Origin of the sequence: Mesorhizobium sp. M8A.F.Ca.ET.021.01.1.1, assembly GCF_003998025.1 — a bacterium.
In the GTDB taxonomy this organism is placed as follows: domain Bacteria; phylum Pseudomonadota; class Alphaproteobacteria; order Rhizobiales; family Rhizobiaceae; genus Mesorhizobium.
Genome location: NZ_RZSJ01000415.1, coordinates 1 through 5658, shown reverse-complemented (window position 1 = coordinate 5658; position 5658 = coordinate 1). Strand labels below are relative to the sequence as shown.

The following is a 5658-nucleotide window of genomic DNA, read 5'->3' as shown; positions in this document are numbered from 1 at the left end:
GCAGCGGCACCGAGAGGATTTCCAGCACGTCGTCGATCGACAGCATTTCGCCGCGCGCGGCGCGCGCCGCGCGCGGCGAAATGCTGTCGATCGACGACGTGCTGGAAATCCTCTCGGTGCCGCTGCTCGGCATCATCCCGGAAAGCCAGGACGTGCTGAGGGCTTCCAACCTCGGTTCGCCGGTGACGCTGTCGGAACCGCTCAACAACGCCGCCAAGGCCTATCTCGAAGCGGCAAGGCGGCTGGAAGGCGAAGATTTGCCGGTGGTGGTGCCCTTCGAACGCAAGGGTTTCCTCGACCGTCTGCTCGGAAGGAGGGCCGCATGAGCATCCTCGACCTCTTCAAGCGGCGCACCAGCGCGCCGGTGGCGCGCGAGCGGCTGCAGGTGCTGCTCGCCTATGAGCGCCGCAGCCGTGGCCAGCCCGATCTCGTCTCCATCCTGCGCGAGGAGATCATGGCTGTGATCGCCAAGCATGTGCAGATCGACCAGGACTACCTCCAGGTCTCGATGGACCGCGGCGAGACCATGTCGACGCTGGAAATCGACATCCAGATCCCCAACAAGAGCGCCGTGCCGCTGGCCATGGCGGGGTGAGTTAGCACGACTGGTTCCTCGCCCCCACGTGAGTGGGGAGAGGTGGCCGCGAAGCGGTCGGAGATGGGGAGCGCGGCGCTGGCGGGTTCCCTCTGATCATTTCAATGCCACTCCGTCTCGGGCTCCGCCCGAGCCGCCTTGCCGGGGCGAGCCACGGGGCTCGCCCGTCCTTCGGCCCCCTCATTTCATGGCTGCGAGGAATTCCGGTCCGGCGGCGTCGGCGCCGCTCCAACCGACCAGCCCTCCACCGAAGTGGGCAGGGTTGCTCGGCATCCAGATCGCCAATGTGCTTAGTTCACGTTCGCTAACAGGGGCTTCCCCTGCGGAACAAGCGGGAGTAAGGATATATATTAGCAATTTGTTAAATATGCGATTGAGTATGCGTAGGGGAGTTCGCCATGAACTTCAAGAACCTGATCAAGCGTGCTGAAGACGTAGATAACGCACTCCAGGAGTTGCAGGACGATCTGGCGGACGCCCTGGATGCCAGCCTCGACAGCGACTACCAGACGCCAACGGGCGATGATGTCCCCGATGCCGGGTCAGCCGCCGATGCCTCGCCACCCCAGGCCGACGCGGCGCCTGCGGATGCCGCGGACGTTCCGGATGGGACGGGCAGCGCCGACACCGCCGAAACCACGCCGCGACTGACGCCCCATGCCCAGACCCGGCTGGCGGCGTTGAATGCCTTCGAAGGGATGTTCCACGACGCCAGGGACTATCTGGATGAGATCAACGGCAAATTGTCGGAAATCTCGACCTCGCACCATCTGACGCGCGAATTCCTCAACATCCTGCACACCGACATTCTTCGTGCCAATGAGCTGGAGCTCGCGAATGCCGGCCTGATCGCGGAGCAGAGAGCGCTGTCGGAAAAGCTGCACGACACGGCGGCGAAGCTGCGCGAGCGTGACGGCGCGTGCGAATTGCTGCAGCAGCGCGAGACCAGCCTGGTCCAGGACCGGGAGACGCTTCGCGCAACGCTTGCAGCTGTAAGGCTCGAACTTGCCGAGGCGGCCAATGCCAGCGCCAAGCGCGACGCGGAATTCGGCGACATCGCCAACCGGCTGACGGCCAGGACGGTCGAGGCCAACAGGCGCTTGCGCGAGAGCAAGATGCTGCGGGAAAAACACGTCACCCTGTCGGCCGAGCTCGACAAGGTGTTGAAGCGGGAGACCCAGGCGCGTCACAGGCTGGACGAGCTTTCGACGATCCACGCCAGCGAAGCGGCGCGGCTCGCCGAACTGCTGGCCGCGCTCGCAAGGAGCGAGAAAGAGGAGATGCGGCTGCAGAAGTCGCTCGAGGCCACACAGGCGAAGCTGGCGGAAAAGACCGAATCGGCCAGCATGATGGAAGGCGACTGGGAAGCCGAACGGGCTCGCGGCCAGACGGAAATGCGCGGATTGCGTTCCGAGATACAAGACCTGGAAACGCGGCTGGAGCGGGCCTCGAACGAGAACAGCGCGGCTGCCGCCGAGATCGCCAGGCTCAAGACCGAGCTGGACGACGCAGTGGCCGAAAAGATGATCGCCGAGGAAAGATTGTCCGCGCTCGCCAATGAGAACGAAACCGACAAGCTGAACCTCTCGAAAGCCAACGCCAATCTTTCGCAGCTTGCGCTGCAGCAGGCATCGGAGGACATACAACGAGACGTCCAGCGGCAGGAATGCGAGGATCTGCGGGCCGAAATCGCGTCGCTCAATGCCCGGATCAAGGAATTGCTGCCCTACGAGCGGCTCCACAAGGCCACCAACGCCCGATCGCGTGAGGGCGAGGTGGTCGAGATCGCCACCGTGGTGGCCAAGAAAGCCCGTGCCACGGGCAGGCGGCCCATCCGCAGGACTCTGCGCGCCACGTCGTAGCGCGCCTCGCAGGCGCGGCCGCGGCCCCATTGCTTGGCAGCATCCAGGCTTTGGGCCGCTTTCCACCTTGCGGCATCGCGCAATTACACCGCCGCGAACACCACCGTCTGCGCCAGCCCGCCGCCTTGGCGGTTCTCCAGCGTCACGGTGCCGCCGTAGCGCTCGATGATTTCCTTGGCGATGGCGAGGCCGAGGCCGGCGCCGGGAATGAATTGCTGGCGGCCGGGGTCGACGCGGAAGAAGGGCTCGAAGGCCTTGTTGATGAGGTCGGGCGGAATGCCCGGGCCGACATCCGATATGGAGAGCACGGCGCGCCTGTCGGCGAGGTCGAGCGCGACCGTGCAGGCCTTGCCGTGGGTGGCGGCGTTGACGATCAGGTTGCGCAGCGCGCGGCGCAGGCCGAGCGCGCCGGCGCGCACCGAAACCTTGTCGAGATGGCCGATGGAGACGGAATGGCCGAGCGTGGCCATCTCGGCCGATATGTCGCGCACCATCTTTTCCAGATCCAGCGGCTCGACGGCATCCTGGTTGACCTCCTCGCGCACCAGGCGGATGGCGCTGTCGGCGATGCGGTCGAGCTCGTCGAGGTCGTGCAGCCACTTGTCGCGCTCTTCGTCGAGGAATTCGGCGCGCAGCCGCATGCGCGTCATCGGCGTGCGCAGGTCATGGCCGGCGGCGGCCACCAGCCGCATGCGGCTTTCCATGGCGGTCTTGAGTCGCGACGAGAGCTGGTTCAGCGCGTGCGCCGTCGCCTTGACCTCGGCCGAGCCCACCTCCGGCACCGGCGCCAGCACGCCGTCGCTACCGATCTTGGAGACAGTGGCCTCCAGCATTTCGAGCGGCCGGATCAGCACCGCGGTGAAATAGACGGAGACGGCGGTAGCGCCGGCGACGATCAGCGAAATCCAGCCGGCTAGCACCAGCCATTCGCGTTTGGGCGGATCGATATGGGCAATTTCCAGGACCGCCCAACGGCTGTCTGGCAGGCGCATGGAGGCTCGCTGGCCGGGTTCATCCGGTTTGTCGCTGATGACGGCCAGGGCGTCGAAGCCGCGACGGTGCAGCAGATCATTGAGCATTGCCGTCTCCTGCCGGTCCACCTTGCCATTGGCCGGCCGGTCGCTGAATTGCACCCGCAGCACGTCGGGTATGGGTCCCGGCAGCAGCCGCACCACGAGCTCCATCTGCTGGGCAACCCAGGGCACGACGAGTTCCGGCGGCGGCCCGCCGCCGCGCACGCTGATGACGGCGGCGGTCGCCAGGCCGACGACGCCGACGATCGAGGCAACCAGCAACAGGATGAGGCGGCGGCGCAGCGAGTTCACGCCTGCGCCTCCACCGTCTCGACGCGCGCGGTGAGCTGGTAGCCGCCATTGCGCACGGTCTTGAACAGCGGGCCGTCGCCGGTGTCGGCGAACTTGCGGCGCAGCCGGCTCATCAGCACGTCGACCGAGCGTTCGAGCGGGTCGCGCTCGCGGCCTTGCGTGAGATCAAGCAGCTGGTCGCGCGACAAGAGCCGGCCAGGGCGGTCGAGGAACACCTGCAACAGGTCGAATTCGGCGCCGGTGAGGTCGACGGCCGCACCTTGCGCATCCGTCACCTTGCGCGTGTCCGGCTCCAGCCTGTAGCTGGCGAAGCGGTAGGCGCGGGGCGGCGGCGCGGGTGCCGCTTCCTCCGGCGTCGAGCGTCTCAGCACGGCGCGGATGCGGGCGGTGAGCTCGCGCGGGTTGAACGGCTTGCCGAGATAGTCGTCGGCACCGAGCTCCAGCCCGATGATGCGGTCGACATCCTCCTTCAGCGCCGTCAGCAGGATAACGGGGATATGCGGCTTGCGGTCGCGCAAGGCGCGGCAGATGTCGAGCCCGGAACCATCCGGCAGCATGACGTCGAGCACGATCAGGTCGAACTGGCCCGAGGCCAGCTTCTGCTCGCATTCGCGCCGGTCGGCCGCCACCGAGACGCGAAACCCCTGACCGTCGAGATAGCGCCCGAGCAGCGTGCGGATTTCGCGGTCGTCGTCGACGACGAGGATGTGGGGTTGTGACTGCATTGCCGTGCCCTTTGCTTGGCGCCGATTATAGGGAGAGCGGCGCGCAAGCGGCATGGAAAATTGCAACGCAATGTTTCTGGCCCGGGGCGGGAAACATTGGGAAACAAATTGCCCTTTTGCGGAAACCTTCGGCAACACGCCGACGCGAAGCAGACAAACACGCTTCCTATCCTCCCGGCGTCCAAAGCATGGATGAAAGGAACACCGTCATGCGAAGCAGACTTCTTGCGCTCGGCCTGTTTTCCGCCGCCGCCATCCACCCCGCGCTGGCGGCGCAGCCCGGTCCGGGCGCGGCGCCCGGCGAGCCGCCGGTCATGGCAATGCAGGATGGACCAGATCACGGCCCAATTCGGCATCCGCCGCAAGGATGGGGTCCACAGGGTTTTGGCCCACACGGTTTCGGCCCGGAAGGTTTTGGCCCCCGCCGCATGGGGCCGCCGCCGGAATTCATGCTGGCCGCCCGGCTGGCCGCGCTCGAAACCCGCGTCGGCATCCGCAGCGAACAGCTCGACGCCTGGCGCGACTACACCAGCGCGCTGCAGGCGGTGCTGTCGCCGCCGCGGCCTGATCGCGGTCCGGGCGGTACCGGCGGGCCAGATGGCGGGCCGCAGGCGAAAGGCCCCGATGCGGGGTCTGTCGGCAAGCCCGATCCCTTCGCCTTCCAGGAAAGGCTGGCCGACGACGTCACGGCGCGCGCGGCCTCGGCCGCGAAGCTGAAGGGCGCAATAGCCGAGCTGCGCGCCAAGCTCACGCCGGAACAGCTCGAGATCCTCGCTTCGGCGGAACGCCCGCACGGACCACCCCCCGGTCCCTGGGGCGGCCCGCCGGATGATGCAGCCAGTCCGGCAGGCCCGCCCAATGATGGCCTGGTGATGCCGCCACCCCAGCCCGGGAATGGCTGATAACCTGACCGGCTGCGCCGGCCGGCCCCGGTACCCAACCCGTTCCCGGGCCGGCCGGTTTCCTTCCCGGGCCGGCGGATCGCGCCGTCCCGGGTTCTCCCCATGAGACTGAAGGCACGACAATGTGGGACGCCCTGATGCTGCTGCGGCTGATCGCATCGGCCAGCCCGAAATTTTCGCTCGGCCATCCCGGGCGCGCCAGCCATGCGGCGCTGCCCGGGCGCGCCAGCCATGCGGCGCTGCCCGGGC

Annotated in this window: 5 protein-coding genes and 1 pseudogene; 4 read left to right on the top strand and 2 right to left on the bottom strand. The window is 67.1% G+C overall.

The features are described from left to right. The 3 genes and pseudogenes from EOA36_RS25605 to EOA36_RS25595 all read left to right on the top strand — a co-directional run. A pseudogene (locus EOA36_RS25605) lies at window positions 1-326 on the top strand (hypothetical protein); the annotation flags it as partial. After that, the gene (gene minE, locus EOA36_RS25600; RefSeq protein ID WP_023774842.1) at window positions 323-595 is read left to right on the top strand and encodes a cell division topological specificity factor MinE; all 273 of its coding nucleotides are present in this window, start codon (window positions 323-325) and stop codon (window positions 593-595) included. The pseudogene EOA36_RS25605 and the gene minE, both read left to right, overlap by 4 nt. A gap of 398 nt (window positions 596-993) precedes the next feature. After that, complete coding sequence (locus EOA36_RS25595; RefSeq protein ID WP_127279938.1) at window positions 994-2457, top strand: hypothetical protein; 1464 nt, start codon at window positions 994-996, stop codon at window positions 2455-2457. Between the two features lie 83 nt (window positions 2458-2540). Here EOA36_RS25595 and EOA36_RS25590 read toward each other — a convergent pair whose 3' ends face one another. Next, window positions 2541-3782: an ATP-binding protein gene (locus EOA36_RS25590; protein WP_127279937.1), complete on the bottom strand. Its 1242-nt coding sequence runs from the start codon at window positions 3780-3782 to the stop codon at window positions 2541-2543. After that, window positions 3779-4507, bottom strand: a complete 729-nt coding sequence (locus tag EOA36_RS25585) for a response regulator transcription factor (protein ID WP_127279936.1) — start codon at window positions 4505-4507, stop codon at window positions 3779-3781. Before EOA36_RS25585 ends, EOA36_RS25590 begins: the two co-directional genes overlap by 4 nt. Window positions 4508-4716: 209 nt before the next feature. On the opposite strand from EOA36_RS25585, the gene EOA36_RS25580 reads away from it, so the two are divergent. Then, a complete protein-coding gene (locus EOA36_RS25580; protein ID WP_127279935.1) occupies window positions 4717-5409 on the top strand; it encodes a hypothetical protein in 693 nt (230 codons plus the stop codon). Window positions 5410-5658 lie beyond the last annotated feature (249 nt).

Excerpts from the sequence above, each read along its gene's own strand:
- minE (WP_023774842.1), top strand. The coding sequence starts at position 323 with ATGAGCATCCTCGACCTCTTCAAGCGGCGCACCAGCGCGCCGGTGGCG.
- EOA36_RS25595 (WP_127279938.1), top strand. The coding sequence starts at position 994 with ATGAACTTCAAGAACCTGATCAAGCGTGCTGAAGACGTAGATAACGCA.
- EOA36_RS25585 (WP_127279936.1), bottom strand. The coding sequence starts at position 4,507 with ATGCAGTCACAACCCCACATCCTCGTCGTCGACGACGACCGCGAAATC.
- EOA36_RS25580 (WP_127279935.1), top strand. The coding sequence starts at position 4,717 with ATGCGAAGCAGACTTCTTGCGCTCGGCCTGTTTTCCGCCGCCGCCATC.